This is a genomic window from Cupriavidus sp. H19C3 (assembly GCF_049393815.1).
Classification (GTDB): domain Bacteria; phylum Pseudomonadota; class Gammaproteobacteria; order Burkholderiales; family Burkholderiaceae; genus Cupriavidus.
Genome location: NZ_CP184985.1, coordinates 103,369 through 125,900, shown reverse-complemented (window position 1 = coordinate 125,900; position 22,532 = coordinate 103,369). Strand labels below are relative to the sequence as shown.

The following is a 22,532-nucleotide window of genomic DNA, read 5'->3' as shown; positions in this document are numbered from 1 at the left end:
CGTATCAGACGATGCGGCAGGCCTCGTCGAACGGCAGGCGCGGGCCGCGCGGATGCAGGCTGTCCCGCACGCCATAGCCGAGGTTGACCAGGAAGTTGACCGACCACTTGCCGTCCGGGAAGAAGGCGGCATTGACCCTGGCCGCATCGAAGCCGCCCATGGGCCCGCAATCGAGGCCCAGCGCACGCGCGGCGAGGATAAAGTAGCCGCCCTGCAGCGAGCTGTTCATCAGCGCGTCACGCGCGATCTTTCCCGGATTGCCGGCGTACCACGAGCGTGCGTCGGCATGCGGAAACAGGCGCGGCAGCTGATCGTGAAAGTTGTTGTCGAACGCGATGATGGCAGTGACCGGGGCGGTGCGCGTCTTTTCCACGTTGCCGGCGGACACGCATTCGACCAGGCGCGCCTTGGCCTCGGCGGACTTGACGAAGACGATACGGGCCGGCGAGCTGTTGGCTGCCGTGGGGCCGAACTTCATCGCCTCGTAGATCTGTTGCAGCAAGGCATCGTCGACGTGCCGGTCCTGCCAGACGCTATGCGTGCGCGCTTCAGTGAACAGCTGGGCCAGCGAGGCCGGAGCGATCGTGGTCATGCGGTATCCGTGTGCTTGTGTAAGAAGCGTGCGATTCTACATAAGCCGCGAACACCTCCCGACAGGCGCTTTGATCAATGCATTCAATTCTCTTGATCCTTCCGCGTCAGCCCGCGCGCCGAACCTTGCCCCCCCCGCTGCCCCGCCGCTGCCCCGCCGTTACCCCGCCGCTGCCCCGCCGTTACCCGTCAGGCCGCGGCAGGATCGTCGGCCCGGCCGCGCCGGGTCAGCCACAGCACGCCGACGAGGATCAGCGCACCGCCTGCGGCCTGGGTCGCGCCGATATGTTCGCCCAGCACCACGGCCGCGAGGATAACCGTGACCACGGGCTCGAGCGTGGACAACATCGAGGCCCTGGCCGCGCCAAGCCGCTGCAGGCCTGCAAAGAAGGTCAGGATGGCGAGCACGGTGGACAGCAACGCGATGGCAAGCAACGCCAGCCAGCCGCCGGCATCCGCCGGAAACTGCGGCGGTACGCCCGCCACGGTGCGCAACACCCCGACCACGCCATAGACCAGGGTGGCCGCGGTGCAGATGACGGTGGTGGTGGCGAGTGCATTGACGCCGGCCGTGAGGCGGGCGCCCACCACGATATAAACCGAATAGATGATCGCCGCCGCCACGCCGAGCGCGATGCCGAGCGGGCTGCCCTCGCCGCCACCGACGGTCAATCCGGCGCCGACCGAACACAGCATCAGCGCGATCACCGCCGTGGTGGTCAGCCGTTCCTTGAGAAAAATGGCGGCCAGGATCGTGACGAACAGCGGGTAGAGATAGAGCAGCAGCGCCACCAGGCTGGCCTGCGCATGGTTGAGCGCGGTAAAGAAGCAGAACGACTGGCCCACATAGCCGATGCCGCCCATGGCCGCCAGCGCCAGCACGCGGCGCCAAGGCGGCAGCCGGATGCCACGCGTGCGCATGATCCAGGCCAGTGCCGCCGCGGCCACGGCAAAGCGCACCGCGAGCATGCCGTAGACATCGGCGCCGGAGGCGGTGGCAAAGCGCGCGAAAATCGCCATGGCGCCGAACGCGCTGGCGGACACGGCGATCAGCAGCACGCCGGCAAGCGTGCCCTGGAGATTGGCGAGGGTGGAGGCGGAGCTGCGCATGGGTCGATACGGACGTCCGGTGAGCGGGGGAATCCGGGATTCTAATCCGTCACCGGATGCACGGCCGACGCGCCTGCCATGGCAGCACATGGCGGCGGCGCGCGCCGGGCCCACGGGGCCGGCCGGCAGCGCGGCGAGGGCTGCTCTACAATACCGGGCATCATGTTCAATCCTTCCCGAGAAGAAGTCCGCCGCTTTTTTTGCGATGCATGGCAAAAGCAGCTCGCGGGCAATGTCCTGACCCCGCTCGAAGCGATTGCCGTCGACTGGATCGGCGAGCATCCCGAGTACCAGTCGCTGCTGAGCGACACCGAGGGCGCCCTGACGCAGGACTACACGCCCGACCGCGGCCAGACCAACCCGTTTCTGCACCTGTCGATGCATCTCTCGATCGCCGAGCAGATCTCGATCGACCAGCCGCCGGGCATCCGCGCCGCCTACGAGGCCCTGGCCCGGCGCCTCGACTCGCCGCACGAGGCGCATCACCAGGTGATGGAATGCCTGGGCGAGATGCTGTGGCAGGCCCAGCGGACCGGCCTGCCGCCCGATGGGCAGCACTATATCGACTGTGTCAAGCGGCGCGCGGCAGGCTGATACGCGCGTCTGGCGAACAAATGGTCACAGGCGTCGCGACGGTGCCGTGTTAACCTGTGCGGCATTGCCAACCTGACACCTCTGCGTGACCCGCACCGCGTTGTCGACGTTGTGACGGGCATGCAGCCTCGCCCCCGATGACCTTGAATGCGCCCCGCCACCGCGCGGGCCACGCCTGCCCGGCCCCGTCGTTTGTCTTGTCGTTCGTCTCGCCGTTCGTCACGTCGTTTACCCCCTCGTTGGTACGCCCGCCCGCCGCCTCGTCCGCCTGGCGCCCGCTCCCGGCCGCGGCACGCATGGTGGTCGGCTCGGCAGACCGTTCTGTCGCCCGTTCTGTCGCCCGTTCTGTCGCCCGTTTTGTCGCCCGTTCGGTGACCGCTTCGGTGACCCGTTCCGTCAGCCGTTCTGCCGCCCGTTCTGCCGCCTACGCCGCCCTGGCCATGCTGCTCGCGCTCGCCCCGCTCGCCGCCGACGCCGCCGTCGCGCTGCTGCAGCCGCCACGCATCATCGACGGCACACGGCCAATGACGGTGACGCTACTGGTCACCGGCGACGCGCAGACGCGCCGCTTCACGGTGCCCGCCACGCTGCAGGTCACGGCCTCGGCCGACCTGCTGGCGCCGATCCGCGTCGAAGCGCGGCGCGCGGGGCACGGCCCGGCGGTGCTGCGGCTGGCCGACGGCGAGACCCGCACCATCCGCTACACCGCCGACTGGCCGGTGACGCTACGCGGACAGGTGCGGCTGGACGTCGCCGGCATCGATGCCGCGCCGGTGCTGGTCACGCTCAACCGCGCGCCGGCCGAGGCGACCGCGGCCGCTGGCGAGCCATCGAACCGTGCTGGCACCGCCGCCGACACCACGGCGGGCGCCACGGCAGGCACCACGGCGGGCACCACGGCAGGCACCCAGGGCGGCGCCACCGCCGGCGCGGCGGCCGAGGCGGCCGGCGCAGCCCCCACCGCGCTCGCCTCGGGCCCGGCCAATGGCGCCCCCGCGCCGGCCGACCTGCGCGACGGGCAGCGGCTGTCATTCAACGAGCCGATGTATTTTCTGGTCGGCGCGCACAACGGCGCCAACGCCAAGTTCCAGCTGAGCTTCAAGTACCGCATCTTCGAGGGCGAGGATCCGACCTCGCGCGGCGTGCTGAACAACCTCTACTTCGGCTATACGCAGTTTTCGCTCTGGGACCTCCATGGCGATTCGCGGCCGTTCCGCGACACCAATTACCGGCCCAGCCTGTATTACTACCTGTCCGACACCGGCGTGCGCATCGGCAACGTCAGCCGCCTGTCGCTGGCTACCGGCTTCGAGCACGAGTCAAACGGCCGCAGCGGCGACGAGTCGCGCAGCATCAACACACTGTTCCTCAAGCCGACCTTCTACTTCGGCGACCAGACCGACTGGCACTGGCGCGTGGCGCCCAAGGTCTACGCGTACGTCGGCAAGAGCGACAACGAGGACATTCCGCACTACCGCGGCTACATGGATCTCAACATCGCCTATGGCAAGCCCGATTCGTGGGAGTTTTCGGCCACGCTGCGCAAGGGCACGCGCAAGGGCTATGGCAGCATCGATGCCTACCTGTCCTATCCGCTTGCGCACCTGGTGCCGGGTACCGCCGGTTACCTGATGGCGGGCTATTTCTGGGGCTGGGGCGAGTCGCTGCTCGACTACAACCAGAAGTCGCCCTGGCAGTTCCGCATCGGCTACGCGCTGTCGCGCTAGGCGGTCACCCCGCCAGCGGCTTGCCGCCAGCCTTGAGGCGCGCATTGGCCACCGCCGCGGCAAATTGCCCGTGGCCGTGCCAGCCGGTGGCGCGGCCCAGCTTCTTGCCGCGATGGAAAAACATGAACACGGGTATGCCGTGCAGGCCAAAGCGCTTGCCAAGTTCCGGGTGCGCGTAGACGTTGGCATGCAGCCAGTGGAGGTCGAGCGCACGCACAGGATCGGGGTTGGCCAGCATGGCCTTCTTGGCCATCTCGCAATTGAAGCAATCCACGCCCCAGAAGAAGACGCAGACCAGCGCATCGGCCGCCTCGGCAATGGCGGCATCGATGGTAGCGCCATCGACTTCGCGCATGCCGAAGGCCTCGAAGGCACGGTGATCGAGGTGCGGCGCATCGCCCGCGGATGGAGTATCGGACATGGTCAGGGCTCCTCAAAAAACAAACGCCCGGAGCGACAGCTTCCGGGCGTGCGATGGCACCGCCAGCGCGGGCCGGCGGCAGGTGGCGGGCCGGCGGCGGCAGGCCGTGCGCGTCAGCGCGGCGCGGACACCGTGACCAGCGCCGGACGCAGCACGCGCTCGGCAATCATGTAACCGCGCTGGAGCACGGCTACCACAGTGTTCGGTTCCTGCTCGGACGGCACCATCGAGATGGCCTGATGGCGGTGCGGGTCGAACTTCTCGCCCACCGGGTTGAGCTCGACGATCTTGCCGCGTTCGAACGCGCTGGCAAGCTGGCGCGCGGTCAGTTGCACACCTTCGCGCAGCTTGGCGACGTCGCCGCTGTTGTCGGCCAGCGCCGCCTGCAGGCTGTCCATCACGGGCAGCAGGTTGTCGGCGAAGTTCTCGATCGCGAACTTGTGGGCCTTGGCCACGTCCTCCTGGGCGCGGCGGCGGATGTTCTCGCCTTCGGCGGTGGCGCGCAGGAACATGTCGTAATGCTCCTTGGCCTTGGCTTCGAGGTCGGCGACTTGTTGCGTCAATTGCGCAACCACGTCGTCCCCGCCAGCGTTCTGGGCGCCGGGTGCCAGGTTCGCGTCATCGGCGAGCGGCGTCGTGGGGGATGGCGTCTGATTCTGTTCTTCCATGTCGATCCGTTATACGAAAAGCGGTTCTCGGCCCGACCCGGCTGGCGCCAGGCAAGGCACGGTGGTAACTCGGCGGATAAGTCGGCAAGTGTAGCGCGCAGTTGGCGACGCGCCGTCATTTTTCAAGGGGGTGACGGTACGGAGACGCCGGTCCCGCCTGTAACCGGCCGCGAAACACCCCGTTACAAAGGCACGTCGATTGAGACTCAAGCGTCGTTGCGTTGCTGCATCGCACACACTAAGATGAACTTTGAAAAAATGACAAAAATGCCGGGAGGCGGACGTGAATCATCTTGGTGCAACCTTCAGAAGGTCCGCCATGCACAAGTTACCTGTGGTGACGTTATGCCTGCTCACAGCCTTGTCGCTCATGACTGTGTTCATCTGCGTCTCCGGCGCGTTTACCTCGCGCGAGACCGAGTATGGCAGCGGCAAGGCGGTGTTCAAGCACTACCTCGTCCACTATGTCCGCTAGTCCCTGTCCCCTAGTCCCTGCCCCCTAGTCCCTGTCCGCTAGCCCCTGTCCGCTCGCCCATGTCTGCTAGCCCATGTCCACAGCCCGACGCCCCATCGGATAGCTGAACGGACGCCGGCCAGAGGATGCCCGCCCGCTGACATGCCGTGCCGGCACGGCAGGCTCCCGCCGGCCACCCGCGCCTGATTTATTACCGCAATTTATCCACGGAAGTCATCGATGCGCCGCCGGTCGCGCTTGGTCGGGCGACCCTGCAACTGGGCGGCAGGCTCGCTCTGCAAGCGGCGCCGTTCGGCCTCGACCCGCCGCCGCGCCACGCTCTCCGCGCGCTCCTCGTAGAGCGTCTGCGCCACCGGCGCCGGACCGCGCGATGCCGCGATGCCCTTGACCACCACCTCCCAGCGCTGCTGATGGGCTTCGATGGCGATGGTGTCGCCGGGCTTGACCTCGCGCGAGTTCTTGACCGGCTGGCCGTTCACTGCCACCCGCCCGCGCTCGACCGCCTCGGCAGCCAGCGAGCGGGTCTTGAAGAAACGCGCGCACCAGAGCCATTTATCGATGCGCAGGCGCGCATCGGGTTCAATATCGACGTTCATCACGATTGCTCCCTACCTTTCGCTGCCGACCGCTGCCGACGGCGCTTCGCCCGTCATGCAGGGGCCGTGCCGACCGCTATGCCGCCGCCCCCCTGGCCTGGGCGCGACTGCGCCGCGCCTCCAGTTCGTGCGGATGCGGCATGCGCAGCGGCCACCCCTGCAGGTGCTGCAGCGCGATCTCGGCAAGGCCGGCGATCCACGGCTGCGCATCGTTCATGCACGGAATGAAATGGAACTCCCGGCCACCGGCAACGCGGAATTCGGACTGCCCTTCCATTGCGATCTCTTCCAGCGTCTCGATGCAGTCGGCCGGAAAACCCGGGCAGAACACGTCGACGCGCGCGGTGCCCACCTTGCCGAGCTCGACCAGGGTCGGCGCGGTATAGGGCTGCAGCCATTCGGCGCGGCCGAAGCGCGACTGGAAGGTCACCTGGTACTGGCCCGGCTGCAGTCCAAGCGCTTCGCCCAGCAGGCGGCCGGTTTTCAGGCATTCGCAGTGATACGGATCGCCCAGGTCCAGCAGGCGCCGCGGCAGGCCATGGAACGACAGGATGAGCTTGTCGCCACGGGCGAAATCCGGCGTGCCGTGCTGGGCCCAGTATGCGCCTACCTGCTGGTGCAGCGCCGAGATATAGGCCGGATGGTCGTGGAAATGCTTGACCAGGCGCAGTTCGGGCTGGTTGCGCCACTGCCGCAGCACGCGGAACACCTCGTCGAACGCGGTCGCCGTGGTGGTACCGGAAAACTGCGGATACAGCGGCAGCAGCAGGATCTGTTCGGTCCCCTGCCGGCGCAGCGCCTCCAGCACCGAGGCGATGGATGGATTGCCGTAACGCATCGCGCAGGCCACCGTGACCTCGTGTCCGAGCTGGTTCAGGCATTGCTGCAGGGCATGGGCCTGACGCTCGGTATAGACCAGCAACGGCGAGCCGGTCATATGCGCCTCGCGCAGCCAGATCGATTCGTACTTGAGCGCCGAGGCGCGCGAACGGATGGGCAGGATCACCCCATGCAGGAGCGGCAGCCAGGCGATGCGCGGGATCTCGACCACGCGCGGATCGCCGAGGAATTCGGCCAGATAGCGGCCGACCGCCTTGGGCGTGGGGGCATCGGGTGTGCCCAGGTTGATGAGCAGGATGGCTGTGCGCGGCGCCTGGCCGTGCTGGTACGTCGGTTCAGGGGAAAACGTCATCCGTTCTGGATTCTAGTTTTGGCTGAGCGCGCTGGAGAGCAGCCGCGCCGTGATATCGACAATGGGAATGACGCGCTCGTAGGCCATGCGCGTGGGGCCGATCACGCCGAGCGTGCCGACGATCTGGCCGTCCACCCCGTACGGCGCGGTGATCACGGCCATGTCCTCGATCGGCACCAGCTGGCTCTCGCCGCCGATAAAGATCTGCACACCCTGGGCATGGCTGGAGACATCGAGCAGCTGCAGCAGGTTGGTCTTGTGCTCGAACACGTCGAACAGCCGGCGCAGCTTGTCCATGCTGGATGCGAGGTCTTCCACTTCGAGCAGCTTGCGCTCGCCCGAGATGAAAACCTGATCGTCCTCGTCGGCCATGGCGCTGCTGCCCGCCTCCACCGCCGCCTGCATCAGGGCCGACATGTCGCGGCGCAGGTCCTGCAGTTCCAGCCGCAGATGGTCGCGCACGGCGTCGAAGCTCATGCCGGCATAGTGGGTATTGAAGAAATTGGCGGCCTCGATCAGCTGGGCCGGCGTGTACGGCCGTTCCGTCTGGATGATGCGGTTCTGCACGTCCCCTTCCGGGCTGACGATGATCAGCAGGATGCGCTTGTCGGACAACCGCATGAATTCCACTTGCCGGAACGACTGCGTGCGGCGCGGGGTCATGATCACGCCGGCAAAGCGCGACAGGTTGGACAGCGTGTGCGCGGCACTGGTGATCATGCGCTGGGGGGTCTGCTGCTGGCCCGCGAGCTGGCCCTGGATCTGGCCGGCCAGCTGCGACAGTTCGGCCGACAGCTCGGGCGCGCTGTCGAGCGAGCGCGCCGTCAGCATGGTATCGACGAACAGGCGGTAACCGCGCGGCGTGGGCACGCGCCCGGCCGAGGTATGGGGACTGGCGATAAAGCCCATCTCCTCAAGATCGGACATCACGTTGCGAATGGTCGCCGGCGACAGGTCGAGGCCCGAGTACCTGGAGAGGGTGCGTGACCCCACGGGCTGGCCCTCGGCGATGTACCGCTCGATCAGCGTCTTCAGGAGGGTTTTTGAACGTTCGTCCATAATGCCCAGATTCTAATCAAGTTTTCCCGCTTCGGGCGGCGCGGACCCGAAGCCGGCCGGTTGCTGACAATCCTCATATCGGTATGGTCTAATCCCGCCATGTCCGTCCCCCCCAAGACCCCCGCGCCGCGCGCGCCGTTCAAGACCGTCGCCCTGGTGGGCCGGCACTCGACCGCCGGCATCGAAGGCCCGCTGGAGGAGATTGCCTCCTGCATCGCCCGCAGCGGCCAGGACGTGGTGTTCGAACGCGAGACCGCGCAGGCCACCGGCCTGACCGGCTATCCGGCCCTGACGCCCGAAGAGATCGGCCGCGCCGCCGATGTGGCCGTGGTGCTAGGCGGCGACGGCACGCTGCTGGGCATCGCACGCCAGCTGGCCGGCGCCGGCGTGCCCGTGATCGGCGTCAACCATGGGCGCCTCGGCTTCATGACCGACATTCCGCTCGAGGATGTGAGCGCGGTGCTGCCCGCCATGCTGGCCGGCCGCTACGAGGCCGAGACCCGCATGCTGCTGGAGTCGCGCGTGGTGCGCGACGACGACATCATCTTTACCGCGCTGGCGCTCAATGACGTGGTGGTCAACCGCTCGGGCATTTCCGGCATGGTGGAACTGGCGGTGTCGGTGGACGGGTACTTCATGTACAACCAGCGCTCGGACGGCCTGATCGTGTCCACGCCGACCGGTTCGACCGCGTATGCGCTCTCGGCCGGTGGCCCGATCCTGCATCCGACCCTGTCCGGTCTGGTGCTGGTGCCGATTGCCCCGCATGCGCTCTCGAACCGGCCGATCGTGCTGCCGCATGACGCCGAGGTGACGATCGAGGTGGCCACCGCGCGCGATGCGAGCGTCAACTTCGACATGCAGTCGCTGACCTCACTGCTGCCGGGCGACCGCATTGTGGTGCGTCATTCCGACAAGACTGTGCAATTGTTGCATCCGGTCGGCTACAACTACTACGCTACGCTGCGCAAGAAGCTGCACTGGCACGAATATCCAACCGAGGATAACCGGCTCTGATCCCGGCGCGGCATCCGGCCCCGGCGGCCGCCGGGTCTGCGCGCGGGGCTGGCGCCCGGCGCCGGATCCGGTCCCGCCGCCCGGCCACCCGCCGCGAACCTCCGATACCTTCGCTACCTCCGGACCATCCGCTTCCCTTCCCCTCACCCACGATGCTGCGCAGCCTGTCCATCCGCGATTTCGTCATCGTCGACACGCTCGACCTCGACTTCTCCGCCGGCTTTACGGTCTTCACCGGCGAGACCGGTGCCGGCAAATCGATCCTGATCGATGCGCTGGCGCTGGTGCTGGGCGAACGCGCCGATGCCGGCGTGGTGCGCGAGGGCGCGCCGCGCGCGAGTATCAGCGCCACCTTCTCCACGCATGCGGCACTGGACGCGTGGCTGGCCGATCGCGAACTCGCCGGCGAAGACGGCGGCGAGGTACTGCTGCGCCGCACGGTGGATGCGAGTGGCCGCGGCAAGGCTTTTATCAACGGTGCCGCCGCTACCCTGGCACAACTGCGCGAGGTGGGAGACCAGCTGGTCGACATCCATGGCCAGCACGCGCACCAGCAACTGCTGCGGCCCGATGCGCAGCGCCTGCTGTTCGATGCCCATGCCGGCCTGACCGCGCAGACCGCCGCCGTGGCCGAGGCCTGGCGCGCATGGCGCGCCTGCGTGCGGCAACGCGAGGCGGTGGAACAGCAGTCGCGCGAGATGCAGCTCGAACGCGAGCGCCTCGAATGGCAGGTGGGCGAGCTGGACAAGCTCGCGCCGCAGCCTGGCGAATGGGAAGACATCCAGGCCGAGTACAACCGCCTGTCGCATGCGGCAAGCCTGATCGACGGCAGCCGCGCCGCGCTCGACGCGCTGCACGAGGCCGATGGCTCGGTGCTGTCCACGCTGACCAGCCTGATCCAGAAGATCCGCCAGCTGGCCGACCTCGATCCCGCGCTGGCCGATGTGCTGGCCGCGCTGGAGCCGGCGCAGGTCCAGGCCGAGGAGGCCGCGCATTCGCTGTCGCGCTACGTCGACCGTATCGAACTCGATCCCGAGCGCCTGCAGGTGGTCGAGGAACGCATGCAGGCGTTGCACACGGCCGCGCGCAAGTACCGGCTGCCGCCCGAGCAGTTGCCCGACGAACTGCTCGCGCGCCGCCAGCAGCTCGACGACCTGCAGGCCGCGCAGGATATCAACAAGGTGATGGCGCGCGAGACCGCCGCCCGCGCCGCCTATCTCACGCTCGCGCGGCATCTGTCGGCGGCCCGCCGCAGCGCGGGCGAAGCCCTGTCCGCCGCGGTGACCGAGGCGATGCAGGGGCTGTCCATGGCCGGTGGCACGTTCGCGGTGGCGCTGCACCCGCTCGAGGAAGGCCAGAGCTATGGTCTGGAGCAGGTGGAATTCCTCGTCGCGGGCCATGCGGGCGTCAGCGCGCGGCCACTGGCCCGCGTCGCGTCCGGCGGCGAACTGGCGCGTATCAGCCTGGCCATCTCGGTGATCACGAGCGAGGCGGCGCCCACGCCCACGCTGATCTTCGACGAGGTGGATACCGGCATCGGCGGCGCGGTGGCCGAGGTGGTCGGCCGCCGGCTGCAGGAACTCGGGCGGGCACGCCAGGTGCTGTGCGTCACCCACCTGCCGCAGGTCGCGGCGCAGGCGGGCACGCATCTGCTGGTCAGCAAGGAGACCGTCGATGGCAGCCGCGACGGTCCGGTCACGCGTTCGCGCATCCGGCTGCTCGATACCGGGGGGCGCGTGGCCGAAACCGCGCGCATGCTCGGCGGCGCGACCGTCACCGCCACAACCGTGCAACATGCGGAGGAGATGCTGGCACAGGGCGTGCGTGCCGGCGTGGGTACCCCTGCGGCCGCGGGCGCGCGCGCCGGGTCGCGCCCCGCCACCAAGGACAACCGGCGCCCCCGGCGGGCCGCGGGCTGAAGCCGCGTACCATGTCATCCGTACCCGCCAGCCACCCTTCCGTCTTCAGGAGTCAAACAGCATGATCCAGCCGCACGCCGGCCGCCATCCACGCCGGAGCCGCGCAGGCCTGGCCGGCCTTCGTCTTGCCCGGCTTGCCGGCAGGCATCCGCTGACGCTTGCCATCGTGGCGGCGTCCGTGCTCGTCACGCTGTCCGGTTGCGCATCGGAAGCCCGCTCGTATGCGCCGCCGCCGGGCAGCATTACCGATGACCGCGCCGTGGGCGACATCATGGTCCGCTTTACCGCGCCGGAGGTGATCCGGTCCGAGGACGCCGGCAAGTTGCTGGCAGGCATCGAGGGCCCGTACCGCTTTGTGGTCAAGCGGCCGATGTCGGGCGGGGTCTGGCTGGTGACTGCCATCAGCGCGTCGACCGACGCCACGCTCGATCAGGCCGTGACGCGCCTGCGGGCGGCTCCCCGTATTCAAACAGCCGAACCAGATCGTATGCTGAAGCCACATCGGACGTTGCCGACGACGCGCGATATGCCGCCGAACTGAGCGGCACCGACGGCGCGATCGAGGGCGCCGCGCGACGGTCATGCCGTGGAGGCGTTGTCATCGGACGAAGCCGGTTGCGCGTTCAGGCACGTGGCGTGCTTCAGGTTGCGGCATGCGCCGCGCGCGCGGTGCGCCGGGGAGAAGCGCCGCGCCGGCGCGCCATGCCGCTGGTTGCACCGTCTGTGGTTTGCCCAATGCGGGTCGCCCAATGTGGGTCGCCCAATGCGGTTCGCCCAATGCGGTTCGCCCAATGCGGTTCGCCCAATGCGGTTCGCCCAATGTGGTTGGCACGATGTGGTTGGCACGATGTAGGTTGCCGGGTGCCTGTGCTGTTGCCGTTCCGATAAAAGACGCCCCAGGAGGCTTTCGATGTCCCATGCAGCGCCCCAGTCAATGTCCCGGTCAAACATTGCACGTACGCCCACCCGATGGCGCCGCTGGCGCGGCGCGGGGGTGGTGCTGCTAACCACGGCATGGTGGGCCGCCCTGCCCGCAACGGCGCATGCCGCCGACCATCCCGATGGCCCCGCGTTGACCAGCAAGGCGCCCGTCTTCAAGACTCCGGCCGCGGCCGCCAGCGATGCCGCCGCCAATGCTGGCGGTACGACCGTGCGCCTGCGCCCGGCACCGCGCTACACGGGCAACTACATCGTGCGCTGGCGCGACGGGCAGGCCCCGTCCAGCAGCACGGTCGACACCGCCAGCCGCATGCGGCAGCTGGAGGCCAACACGGGCGTGGCGATGTCGGTCAAGCGCCAGATGGGTGGCGCGTTCCAACTGCTGTCGGTGGCCAACGCCGGCGGGCAGGATCCGGAAGCGGTGGCGGCCAGGCTGCGCCAGGATCCGCGCATCGCCGATGCGGTACCGGACCGCTGGCTGCGCATCCAGGACACCATTCCGAACGACCCGGACTTTGCCAGTGGCCAGGTCTATCTCGGCCCGCCGTCGCAGGTGGCGGGCGGCGTCAACCTGCCGCGCGCCTGGGACCGGACGCGCGGCAATAGCGCGCTGGTGATCGCGGTGGTCGATACCGGCTACCTGCCGCACGCCGACCTCGCCGGCCGACTGGTGCCGGGCTATGACTTCATTACCTCGCCCACGGTGTCGAACGACGGCGACGGCCGCGACGGCGACCCCACCGATGCCGGCGACAACGAGCTGGCCGGCAGCAATTGCGGCGGCACCGTCATCAGTACCGAGCAGCCCAACAGCTGGCATGGCACCCGTGTGGCCAGCGTGCTCGGCGCCATCACCAACAACGGCGCCAATATGGCGGGCGTCGACTGGAACGCGCGCATCCAGCCGGTGCGCGTATCGGGCCGCTGCGGCGCGCAGCTGTCCGACACCGTCGACGGCATGCGCTGGGCCGGTGGTCTGTCGGTGCCGGGCGTGGCCGACAATCCCACGCCGGCGCGCGTGATCAACGTGAGCCTCGGTGGCGGCACCTGCAGCAGCGTGGAGCAGCAGGCCGTCAACGACCTTGCCGCGCGCGGCGTGGTGGTGGTGGCGGCCAGCGGCAATATCGACCCGAACAATCCGCAGGACATTGCCGTCGAGGCGCCGGCCGATTGCGCGGGCGTGATCGCGGTCACCGCGCATGCCAACGATGGCGAGAACGCCAGCTTTGCGCGCGTCGGTCCGGCGGTGGCCATCAGCGCGCCGGGCGGCGGCTGCGGCAACTCGAAGGTGCAGAACGGTGCCTGTGTGGGCGGCCAGTCGTTTATCCGCACGTTGTCCAACACCGGGCAGTTTGCGCTGGGCACGGATACCGAGGTCGCCTCGCAAGGCACCAGCTTCGCCACGCCGATGGTATCGGGCGTGGTGGCCCTGATGCTGGCGGCGAATCCGTCGTTGACACCGGCGCAAGTGACCCGCGTGCTGCAGAGTTCGGCGCGACCGCATCCGGCCAATACGTATTGCACGATGCAGTCGACCCAGGTCTGCGGCGCCGGCCTGCTCGATGCCGATGCCGCCGTGACGCTGGCCCCGACGCCGCCCGCGGCAGCCACGCCGCCGCCGGCCGCGCAGCCGGTGGCCAGCGACGGCGGCGGCGGCGGGGGCGCGGTCACGCCGTGGGCCGGCCTGCTGCTGGCGCTGGCCGGCGTCGCCGGATTCGCGCTGCGGCGTCAGCGCGGCGCGACGGCGCGCTGAGGGCGTCGGCCTGCCCTGCGGCGCCGCAGGGCGGGCTCGATGTGGGGCGCGTCCAGCGTGGCGGCCTGACGTCGCGGTGCCGCACGATGGCGCGGCGCTGCCACGGGCAACGCCGGCTAGCGGCGGTTGCCCCACCACTCCTGCGCCAGCCAGCAGGCCAGGCCCGCCACCGCGCCCGCGGCGTGCGCGGCGCGGACCACGCCGAAACCCCACGAGGGATCGAACACGATGGCGGCGAGCCATGATTGTTCGAGCCACACCTTGGCCAGCACGGCCACGCATGTCACCACCCCGATCAGCCGCGAGAGTCCCGGGGCCGGCAGCAGCCGCAGGCCGGTCCACAGCGCGAGGCCGTGCAGCGCGCCGGACAGGCCGCCGTACCAGCCAATGGCCGGCAGGCGCAACAGCGCGATCTGCACAGTGATGCCGCAGATCACCAGCACCGTCAGCATCGCGCGCGGGCGCGTTTCGCGACCCGCCAGCAGCAACAGGCCGCTGGCCGCAGCCACGTCGCCGAGCCAGTGACGCCAGTCCAGGTGCGCCCACATGGCCGTGACGAGGCGCCACCATTGGTGGTCGAAGCGCACCGCGTCGCGTACATACAGGCCGTGCGCATGCAGCCACGGGACGAACGTGAAGAGCGCCGCCAGCGCGGCCACGGCGGCGATCGTGGCGAGCATCGCGGGCCAGCGTGTGACGGGCGGATGGGGGGACATCGGCGCGGCGGCTTCGGGCGCTTCGGGCGTGCCGGGTGTGCCGGGTGTGCCGGGTGTGCCAGGCAATTCGCGCGCGCCAGGCGCTGCGGGCGGACCGGGTGGCCCGGGCATGTCAGGCATCACGCCGCCGTCGCGCCACCGTCACCGAACACCGCGTGCCAGAGCGCGCGCACCTGCGCGATCTCCTGCGCGACCGAGGCCGGCGGTACGCGGGCCTGGCCGTGGCCATCGAGCCGCAACTGGTGCTGTCGCGCGCGAAACAGGCGGTAGGCATCGCCCACGGCGTGGGCGAGATTCCCGTCGATCAGGCCAAGCTCGCCCGCGATGCGCAGCAGCGCGATATTGCCCGCGTTGCGCGTCAGCGCGGGATGCGCGCCACTATGCAGCAGTACGAGGTACTGCACGGTGAACTCGATATCGACCATGCCGCCACGATCGTGCTTGAGGTCGAACAGCGGTGTGGGGTTCGGATGCCCGTCGGCCACCTTGCCACGCATTCCGACGATCTCGTCGCGCAGCGCAGCGGCATCGCGCGGCTGGCGCAGGATGTCCTCGCGCAACGCTTCGAAGCGCGCGCCAATGGCGCGATCGCCGGCGCAGAAGCGCGCGCGCGTAAGCGCCTGGTGCTCCCACACCCACGCCGTGTTGTCGCCCTCGCGACATTGATAGCGACGGAACGCATCGAAGCTCGTGACCAGCAGCCCCGCCTCGCCGTTGGGCCGCAGGCGGGTATCCACGTCGAACAGCATGCCGGCCGCGGTATGGCTGGTGAGCCAGGTGATCAGCCGGCGCGCGTAAGCCGCATAGACCTCGGGCGCGCGCTCGTGATCGTCGTCGTAGAGAAACACGATGTCGAGGTCCGAGGCATAGCCCAGCTCCTTGCCGCCCAGGCGGCCATACGCGATCACCGCAAAGCGCGGCTGCTCGGTATGGCGCGTGGCCAGCTGGCGCCATACCGCCTGCAGCGTGATCTCGAGCATGGTATCGGCCAGGTCCGAGAGCCGGTCGGCGATCTGCTCGACCGTCAGCATGCCGCGCAGATCCTGCAGCAGCACGCGGAAGGTCTCGGCATGATGCTCGCGGCGCAGGATGTCCATCTGGGTCTCGACCTGCCCGTCGGACGCCGCCAGACGGTCCGCCACGCGCTGGCGGAATGCCGCCCAGTCGGGCACGCTGGCAAGCGCGTCGCTGTCGAGCAGTTCGTCGAGCAGTTGCGGATGGCGCGTCAGGTACGCCGCGGCCCAGCGCGAGGCGTGCAGCGTGTGGGCCACGCGATCCATCGCCTGCGGGTATTCCGAGAGCAGTGACAGGTACGACGCGCGGCGGCTGATCGCGTCGAGGAAGTCGAGAAAGCGCGCAATGGTGCTGTCCGCATCGTCCTGCCGCGCGGCAAGATCGAGCGCGCGATTGACGAGCTGGTCGAAGCGCGCGCGGCTGGTTTCGGACAGCGCGCGATAACGCACCGAGGTCGCGATCGCGCGCAGGCGGTCGTACAGTCCCGTGCAATCGCGAAAGCCCGCCGCCTGCAGGCGCTGGCATGGCGACGAGGACGGGTCGGTCTCGTCGGGCCCGTCCTGCGTGGCGCGGCTCGACTGTTCCTCGCGCACGAGGTCCGGCCAGAGCGCCTCGGCCGGCTGCGTGTCGCCTTCGGCATAGGGGTCGGCAAAGGTGGCCTCGAACTGCTGCGCCACGGGCTCCTGCAACGCGTGCATGCGCTCGACCAGCGCCTGCCAGTCCGCGCAGCCCATGGCAAGCGCAACCGCCTGCTGCTCCTCGGCGCCGGTCGGCAGGTGGTGGGTCTGCGCATCGTCGCGATATTGCAGCCGGTGCTCGAGCTGGCGCAGGAAGCGATAGGCATCCGCCAGCTGCGCCGCCTGGCCCGCCGGCAGCAGGTTGCGCTCGACCGCGACGGCCAGCACTTCGAGCGTGGGCCGCACACGCAGCGCGGGGTCCTGCCCGCCGCGAATCAGCTGGAACACCTGCGCCATGAACTCGATCTCGCGGATCCCGCCCCGCCCCAGCTTGATATTGAACGAGCGCTGGTTCATGCCGTGCCCGGCCAGGCCGCCGCTGCGCTTGGCCGCCTCGCTGCGGATCTGCGCGTGGAGCGAGCGGATGGCCGCGATCACGCCATAGTCGAGATAGCGGCGGAACACGAACGGCGTGGTCAGGCGTGCCAGCAGCGCGGCGGTGCGCTGCGCATGCGGCGTGTCCTGGGCCGACACCACGCGGCCCTTGATCCACGCATAGCGCTCCCACTCGCGGCCCTGCACGATCAGGTATTCCTCGAGCATGCCCAGGCTGCACGCGAGCGGGCCGGCATCGCCGTTGGGGCGCAGGCGCATGTCCACGCGGAACACGTAGCCATCGGCGGTGACCTCCGACAGCAGGCTGATCAGCCGGCGCCCGAGGCGAATGAAGTATTCATGGTTGGACAGGCTGCGGGTACCGCCCTGGGTCTCGCCATCCTCGTCGTAGAGGAAGATCAGGTCGATATCGGACGAGACGTTGAGCTCGCGCCCGCCGAGCTTGCCCATGCCGACCACTACCAGCTCCTGGACTTCGCTGCCCTGCTGGCACATGGGCCGGCCGAAGGTGGCGGCAAGATCGTCGCCGAGCACGTGCAGGCCATGCTGGATGGCGAGTTCGGCGAGGTCGGTCATGGCCCCGGTGACTTCGGCCAGCGTGGCCACGCCGCGCAGGTCGCGCTCGATCACCACGCACATGACCTCGGCACGCAGCCGGCGCAGCGCCTGGCCGGCGGCCGCGTCGACATCGGCCGCCGGCGCGTGGAGCGCGCGCAGGCGCGCCTCCATCCAGGCGCGCGTGAGCGGCGCCGCGGCGGCCTCGGCCACCACCGCGGCCATGGCCGGGCGCGCCTGGATCACGCGGCGCGCGTAATGCGAATACGCAGCCGAGTACAATACGTGGCCCTCGCAGTCCGAGGGCGCGAAACCCTGCGCCGCCATGGTGGCAAAGGCGCCTTCGGCCATGGTGCCGAGGCCGTCTGCGACAGGTGCCACGGCGGGTGTGAGAGCGGACGGCGATGTGGCGACAGCGTCATGCCCGGCCGCGCCATCGGCAGCCTGGAACGATGCGTCGGAAGCCGAGGCAGCCGGCACGGAACTCGTCGGATCAGGGGCAGTCATTCCAGTAATTTTTCGACCTGCGGGACCGTCCCGCACCACTTTGGAGAGCGGCTAGTATTGTCGGATAATCTGCCCATGTCCAGCCGCCCATCCGCCGCTGCCGACGGCACCGCCGCCGGTGCCGCCGCCGCATCCACGACCTCCACGACTGGTAGCCCCCCCTCCTCTGCCCGCCACCCGCGCGGCGGTAGCGACGGGTCCGCCACGCTGGCCGCGCCCGTGCCCCCCGGTAGCCTCGGCATCCCCCGCGTCCGCCGCCCGCGCGGCGCGCTGGCGGGCGACCGCGCGCCGGCTGCCCGGCCAGTTCTGGCGCGGCGTGCGCGGCGCCCTCCGGCATCCGTTCTGGCGCGGACTGGCCCGCCTGCTGGGCCGGCTGGCGCTGCTGGCGGCGGTGCTCGCGGTGGCGATCGTGCTGCTGGTCCGCTTTGTGCTGTGGCCACAGGCGCACGAGGCGCGCCAATGGCTGGAGCAGCGCGCTTCCGATGCCATGCACGCGCAGTTCACCATCGGTCGGCTCGAAACCTTCTGGCAAGGCTGGCATCCGGCCTTCCGCGCGCGCGACGTGCGCGCCGTGGATGACCGGCAGCGCGTGCTGCTGGCGGCCGGCACGGTGGACGGCACGCTCGCCTGGCAGTCGCTGGCGGGACTGAGCCTGCAGTTTGCCAGCCTCAAGGCCAACGGCACCGACGTGCTGATCCGGCGCACCCCCGAGGGCGCGCTGCTGGTAGCCGGCGTGCCGGTGGAGACCGGCGCGAGCGCAGCCGGCGACGATCCCTTCCTCAACTGGCTGATGAGCCAGGGCCAGCTGGAGCTGACCGGCGGCAACCTGCGCTGGCTCGATGAACGCGCCGGCCTGCCGCAGCTCGACGTGGCGGACATCCACTTCAGCGCGTTACGCGATGGCGGCCAGCATACGCTGCGGCTGGAGGCGCGCAGCACCTCGCTGGCGCCGCAACCGCTGGTGATACAGGCCAGTTTCCGCCACGACTACCTGCACGACGCGGGCAACTGGCTGCACTGGAACGGCCAGGCCGACTGGGACTTCACCCAGGTGCAACTGCCGGTGGTGCAACGCTATCTGCCGATCTTCGACAAGGTGGACAGCGGTACCTTCAGTACCAGCGGCACCATCGACTTTCGTGCCGGCAATATCCAGCGCAGCCAGACCCGGCTGCGCGCCAACGCCGTGGACCTGCAACTGACCGGCGCGCCGGCCCCGCTCAAACTCGGCAATGCGCAGGCCTACCTGATCCACAGCGGGGACCGCGCCGGTAACAACCGGATCACCATCGACACGCTGCTGTGGCAGACCGAGCCGCTGGCGGGGCCGCCGAGCGCAAGCGACCCGCAGCGCGAGACCATGCGCGAAGGCATGCGCCGCGTCGTCATCGACTGGAACCGCGACCGTCAGGGCGTGCTGCGCAAGTTCGCGCTGAAGGCGCCGACCTTCGACCTCAACACCGTGCGCGCGCTGGCCACCTCGATGCCGATCGACACCGAGCTGCTGCGCCAACTGCGCGTGCTGCAGCCGGCCGGCCATATCGACAACCTCGACGTGGCGTGGTCGCGCGAGCCTCTCGGCCTGCTCGACCGCCGCCCGGGCGAGCCGCACTACACCGTGCAGGGCACGCTGCGCGGGGTCTCGGTCAACGGCCAGCCCGCAGTGCCGGCAATCGGTGCCGATGGCCATCCGCGCGTGGGCACGCCCGGCTTCATACGCCTGTCGGGCAACTTCAGCTTCGATGACCGCCAGGGCAGCGCCCGCATCGACAGCGCGGGCGCGACGCTGATCTTCCCGGGCCTGTTCGAGGAACCCCGCGTCCCGTTCGACGAACTCCGCGGCGAAGTGCGCTGGGCCCAGGAGCACGGCAAGCTCGTGGTGCGCACCGAAGGCCTGCGCTTTGCCAATGCCGACCTGGCCGGCACCGTGCGCGGCAACTGGCGCGCCGGTGGCGACGGCAAGAGCGGCATTGCCGATCTCTCGGGCGAACTGACGCGCGCGCAGGCGGCGCGGGTGGTGCGCTACCTGCCGCTGTCGATGCCCAATACGCGCCACTACCTGGCCGGCGCGCTGGTCAGCGGCGACGCCATCGACACGAAATTCATGCTGCGTGGCGACCTGTATCACTTTCCGTTCCAGGCCCCGCACGAGCAGGCCGGCGATTTCCGCGTGGACGTGCCGCTGCGCCGCGTCAGCTACCAGGTGGCGCCGCACGAACTCGGTGCCACCGGCGCGCGCGTCTGGCCCGATTTCAGCGAGATCGACGGCCATCTGGTGTTCCAGCGCAACACCATGTCGTTCCTGGTGCGGCGCGCCGCCGTGCACGGCATTCCGGGCGTGACGCTGCACGATGTCAGCGGCCAGATCGACGATCTCAGCGACCATGGTCACCTGCACGTGGAAGGGACCGGCCAGGGCACGCTGTCGGCGTTCCTGCGCTATATCGCCGCGAGCCCGGTACGCCGCTGGACCGGCGGCGTGGCCGACGAGGCGCGCGGCCAGGGCAGCGGCGAACTGAAGATCAAGCTCGACATGCCGCTCGACCATGCGGCCGGGACCAGGGTCGATGGCCAGTTCCGCTTTCCCGGCAACGACCTGGTGCTGATGCCCGAGCTGCCGCCGCTGGGTGGTACCACGGGTGCCATTGCCTTCGACGAGCACGGCTTCCGCCTCGACAGCATACGCGGGCGCTTTATCGGCGGCGAAGTGCGGCTGGCCGGCGGCACGCAGCCCGACGGCGCCACCCGCGTGACGGTGGCCGGCAATGCCACCGCGGCCGGCGTGCGCGAGGCGCTGGCCGGTTCGGACCTGGCCGGCCTGGGCGCGCGGCTCGACGGCAGCACGCCGTACAACGCCGTGGTCGGCGTGCGCGACCAGCGCCTGCAGGTGCAGGTGGCCTCGGAACTCAATGGCATGGCGATCAACCTGCCCGCGCCGCTCGCCAAGAGCGCGACGCAGGAAGTGCCGCTGCGCTTTGAACTGCGGCCGCTGGCCCAGGCCGGCGCGCCGGCCGGTCGCGGCGGCGGCGAGCGCGGCAATGGCGAACGCGCCAGTCCCGATGAGATGCTGGTTCAGTACGGTAACGCCCTCAGCCTGCGCTACGTGATCCGGCGCGGCGAGACGACCGAGGTCATCGCGGGCGGGATCGGCCTGCTGCAGGCGGCGCCGCAACCGGCCAGCGGCGTGGTCGCGGCGGCCCACGTCGATCACGTCGATGTGGCCGCATGGCACACGCTGCTGGGCGGCGCGCTCGACGGCGAGCGCGCCGCGTCGCCATCCCTGCCGTCTTCGTCTCCGGCTTCGTCCGCACCGGCTTCCGCGTCTGCGCCCTCGCCCAGGCCGTCAATTCCCCTGTCACCGTCCTCGCCGGGCGGCAACAGCGGTCAGCGCAGCTCGCCGTTCCTGCCCGAGCGCATCATGGTCCGCGCACGCACGGTCGACGCGTTCGGCCGCAATCTCGACGACGTGACGTTCGAAGCGAATCGCGAGCGTGGCGGCTGGGACATGAAGATCGGCGCCAGGCAGGCGAGCGGCACCGGGCAATGGCGGCGCGATGCCAACCTGCCGGCCGGCGCGCTGACGCTGCGCCTGAGCCGTCTCGATATTCCCGACGCGAGCGAGGGCGGCGAAGCCGGCAGCGCCAGTCATGCGGCAGATACGATGCCGACCAACCTCGACGAACTGCCTGCGGTGGACCTCGTGGTCGACCAGTTCATCCTGCGCGGCCACAACTTCGGCAAGGTCGCGATGCGCGCCCATACCGCGCGCGAGGACAACCAGCCGGTGTGGACGCTCGACCAGCTCACCATCGAGCAGCCGGGCGGCACGCTGACGGGCAGCGGCAGCTGGCGCCTGCCGCGGCGCGTGCGCGATCACGCCGGCGAGGCCGCGGATGCCGCTGCCGGCAACCGGCGCACGCTGCTCAACTTCCAGCTCGATATCCGCGACGCCGGCGCCCTGCTCGACCGCATGGGCCTGCCGCATACGCTGCGCGACGGGCACGGCAAGCTCGAGGGCCGCGTGCTGTGGCATGGCTCGCCCTTGTCGATCGACTACCCGACGCTGTCGGGCAAGCTCTCGCTGCAACTCGACAACGGCCAGATCCTGAGCGTCGATCCCGGTGCCGCGCGGCTGCTGGGCGTGCTGAGCCTGCAAAGCCTGCTGCGCTTCGCCACGCTCGACTTCCGCAGCGTGACCGGCCGCGGCACGGTGTTCGACGAGATCGCCGGCAACGGTACCATCGAGAACGGCGTGGGCACGATCGAGTCGTTCCGCATGAAGAGCAACCAGGTGCTGGCATCGATGACGGGCTCGGCCAACCTGCTGCGCGAGACGCAGGACCTCGACGTCGAAGTGATTCCGCGCATCAATGCTGCCACCACCTCCGTGGCCGCGGCCTTTATCAACCCGGTGCTCGGCATCGGCACGCTGGCGGCGCAACTGCTGTTCGCCGACGAGTTCTCCAAGGTGTTCACGCAGCATTACCGCATCACCGGCCCGTGGGCCGATCCGAAGGTCGCCAAAGTGGAGGAGAATAAGCCGCGTCCGGCGCCGGTGCAGGACCGCTCGGGCGCCTTCCCGCGCTAGTCGCGCCTGTCGCGCTTG

Annotated in this window: 17 protein-coding genes; 8 read left to right on the top strand and 9 right to left on the bottom strand. The window is 69.5% G+C overall.

Going from position 1 to position 22,532, the window contains the following annotated elements:
• Window positions 1-4: 4 nt before the first annotated feature.
• Together DFLDMN_RS00545 and DFLDMN_RS00540 are read right to left on the bottom strand one after the other, a co-directional pair.
• On the bottom strand, window positions 5-592 hold the full coding sequence (locus tag DFLDMN_RS00545; RefSeq protein ID WP_423196592.1) for a malonic semialdehyde reductase: 588 nt from the start codon (window positions 590-592) through the stop codon (window positions 5-7).
• Between the two features lie 188 nt (window positions 593-780).
• The gene (locus tag DFLDMN_RS00540; protein ID WP_423196591.1) at window positions 781-1,701 is read right to left on the bottom strand and encodes a DMT family transporter; all 921 of its coding nucleotides are present in this window, start codon (window positions 1,699-1,701) and stop codon (window positions 781-783) included.
• 162 nt (window positions 1,702-1,863) lie between these two features.
• On the opposite strand from DFLDMN_RS00540, the gene DFLDMN_RS00535 reads away from it, so the two are divergent.
• Both DFLDMN_RS00535 and DFLDMN_RS00530 read left to right on the top strand, forming a co-directional pair.
• Window positions 1,864-2,295, top strand: coding sequence for a DUF1841 family protein (locus DFLDMN_RS00535; protein WP_423196590.1), 432 nt, complete (start codon window positions 1,864-1,866; stop codon window positions 2,293-2,295).
• A gap of 383 nt (window positions 2,296-2,678) precedes the next feature.
• Window positions 2,679-4,022 carry a phospholipase A gene (locus DFLDMN_RS00530; RefSeq protein WP_423196589.1) on the top strand — a complete coding sequence of 448 codons (1,344 nt, stop codon included), beginning with the start codon at window positions 2,679-2,681 and terminating at the stop codon, window positions 4,020-4,022.
• Window positions 4,023-4,026: 4 nt separating this feature from the next.
• Here DFLDMN_RS00530 and DFLDMN_RS00525 read toward each other — a convergent pair whose 3' ends face one another.
• Together DFLDMN_RS00525 and grpE are read right to left on the bottom strand one after the other, a co-directional pair.
• Complete coding sequence (locus DFLDMN_RS00525; RefSeq protein WP_423196588.1) at window positions 4,027-4,443, bottom strand: thioredoxin family protein; 417 nt, start codon at window positions 4,441-4,443, stop codon at window positions 4,027-4,029.
• Between the two features lie 113 nt (window positions 4,444-4,556).
• A complete protein-coding gene (gene grpE, locus DFLDMN_RS00520; protein WP_423196587.1) occupies window positions 4,557-5,111 on the bottom strand; it encodes a nucleotide exchange factor GrpE in 555 nt (184 codons plus the stop codon).
• A 319-nt stretch (window positions 5,112-5,430) separates the two neighbouring features.
• Between grpE and DFLDMN_RS00515 the strand changes: the two genes are divergently transcribed.
• Complete coding sequence (locus tag DFLDMN_RS00515; RefSeq protein ID WP_423196586.1) at window positions 5,431-5,586, top strand: hypothetical protein; 156 nt, start codon at window positions 5,431-5,433, stop codon at window positions 5,584-5,586.
• A gap of 200 nt (window positions 5,587-5,786) precedes the next feature.
• Here DFLDMN_RS00515 and DFLDMN_RS00510 read toward each other — a convergent pair whose 3' ends face one another.
• The 3 genes from DFLDMN_RS00510 to hrcA form a co-directional block, all read right to left on the bottom strand.
• The gene (locus DFLDMN_RS00510) at window positions 5,787-6,182 is read right to left on the bottom strand and encodes an RNA-binding S4 domain-containing protein (protein WP_423196585.1); all 396 of its coding nucleotides are present in this window, start codon (window positions 6,180-6,182) and stop codon (window positions 5,787-5,789) included.
• A 76-nt stretch (window positions 6,183-6,258) separates the two neighbouring features.
• Window positions 6,259-7,374 carry a ferrochelatase gene (hemH, locus tag DFLDMN_RS00505; RefSeq protein ID WP_423196584.1) on the bottom strand — a complete coding sequence of 372 codons (1,116 nt, stop codon included), beginning with the start codon at window positions 7,372-7,374 and terminating at the stop codon, window positions 6,259-6,261.
• Window positions 7,375-7,386: 12 nt separating this feature from the next.
• The gene (hrcA, locus tag DFLDMN_RS00500) at window positions 7,387-8,433 is read right to left on the bottom strand and encodes a heat-inducible transcriptional repressor HrcA (RefSeq protein WP_423196583.1); all 1,047 of its coding nucleotides are present in this window, start codon (window positions 8,431-8,433) and stop codon (window positions 7,387-7,389) included.
• 99 nt (window positions 8,434-8,532) lie between these two features.
• On the opposite strand from hrcA, the gene DFLDMN_RS00495 reads away from it, so the two are divergent.
• From DFLDMN_RS00495 to mprA, 4 genes are all read left to right on the top strand, one after another.
• Complete coding sequence (locus tag DFLDMN_RS00495; RefSeq protein ID WP_423196582.1) at window positions 8,533-9,450, top strand: NAD kinase; 918 nt, start codon at window positions 8,533-8,535, stop codon at window positions 9,448-9,450.
• Between the two features lie 152 nt (window positions 9,451-9,602).
• Window positions 9,603-11,369 carry a DNA repair protein RecN gene (recN, locus tag DFLDMN_RS00490; protein ID WP_423196581.1) on the top strand — a complete coding sequence of 589 codons (1,767 nt, stop codon included), beginning with the start codon at window positions 9,603-9,605 and terminating at the stop codon, window positions 11,367-11,369.
• A gap of 61 nt (window positions 11,370-11,430) precedes the next feature.
• Entirely contained in the window at window positions 11,431-11,910 is a 480-nt protein-coding gene (locus DFLDMN_RS00485; protein WP_423196580.1) for a hypothetical protein, read from the top strand.
• A 393-nt stretch (window positions 11,911-12,303) separates the two neighbouring features.
• Window positions 12,304-14,061 (top strand): MprA protease, GlyGly-CTERM protein-sorting domain-containing form, encoded by a 1,758-nt coding sequence (gene mprA / locus DFLDMN_RS00480; protein ID WP_423196579.1) that lies wholly within the window; start codon window positions 12,304-12,306, stop codon window positions 14,059-14,061.
• A 116-nt stretch (window positions 14,062-14,177) separates the two neighbouring features.
• On the opposite strand, the gene rrtA is transcribed toward mprA, so the two are convergent.
• Both rrtA and glnE read right to left on the bottom strand, forming a co-directional pair.
• Window positions 14,178-14,777: a rhombosortase gene (gene rrtA / locus DFLDMN_RS00475; RefSeq protein ID WP_423198494.1), complete on the bottom strand. Its 600-nt coding sequence runs from the start codon at window positions 14,775-14,777 to the stop codon at window positions 14,178-14,180.
• 119 nt (window positions 14,778-14,896) lie between these two features.
• Window positions 14,897-17,926: a bifunctional [glutamate--ammonia ligase]-adenylyl-L-tyrosine phosphorylase/[glutamate--ammonia-ligase] adenylyltransferase gene (gene glnE / locus DFLDMN_RS00470; RefSeq protein ID WP_423196578.1), complete on the bottom strand. Its 3,030-nt coding sequence runs from the start codon at window positions 17,924-17,926 to the stop codon at window positions 14,897-14,899.
• A gap of 316 nt (window positions 17,927-18,242) precedes the next feature.
• Here glnE and DFLDMN_RS00465 point away from each other — a divergent pair, with 316 nt between their 5' ends.
• Window positions 18,243-22,514, top strand: a complete 4,272-nt coding sequence (locus tag DFLDMN_RS00465; protein ID WP_423196577.1) for a YhdP family protein — start codon at window positions 18,243-18,245, stop codon at window positions 22,512-22,514.
• The last annotated feature ends 18 nt before the right edge of the window (window positions 22,515-22,532 follow it).